Source organism: Fusibacter bizertensis (assembly GCF_029914245.1).
Classification (GTDB): domain Bacteria; phylum Bacillota; class Clostridia; order Peptostreptococcales; family Acidaminobacteraceae; genus Fusibacter_C; species Fusibacter_C bizertensis.
Genome location: NZ_JARYZI010000057.1, coordinates 1 through 255, shown reverse-complemented (window position 1 = coordinate 255; position 255 = coordinate 1). Strand labels below are relative to the sequence as shown.

Here is a 255-nt window from a genome sequence, read left to right as displayed (position 1 = left end):
GGAGCGGAAGACGAGATTCGAACTCGCGACCCTCGCCTTGGCAAGGCGATGCTCTACCACTGAGCCACTTCCGCATTTATTCAAAAAAAAATTTAACTAATAAATACGCTAAATGTTTGATACTTCTTAATGCTAAATTACTGAATCTAATACCAAAAACTTAATACTAGTAAAAAAATGGTGCGGGTAGAGGGACTTGAACCCCCACGAACTAGTCACTAGATCCTAAGTCTAGCGCGTCTGCCAATTCCGCCA

1 tRNA gene is annotated in these 255 nt (G+C 42.4%); it reads right to left on the bottom strand.

The features are described from left to right. Nucleotides 1–2: 2 nt before the first annotated feature. Nucleotides 3–74, bottom strand: a tRNA-Gly gene (locus tag QE109_RS17690). Nucleotides 75–255 lie beyond the last annotated feature (181 nt).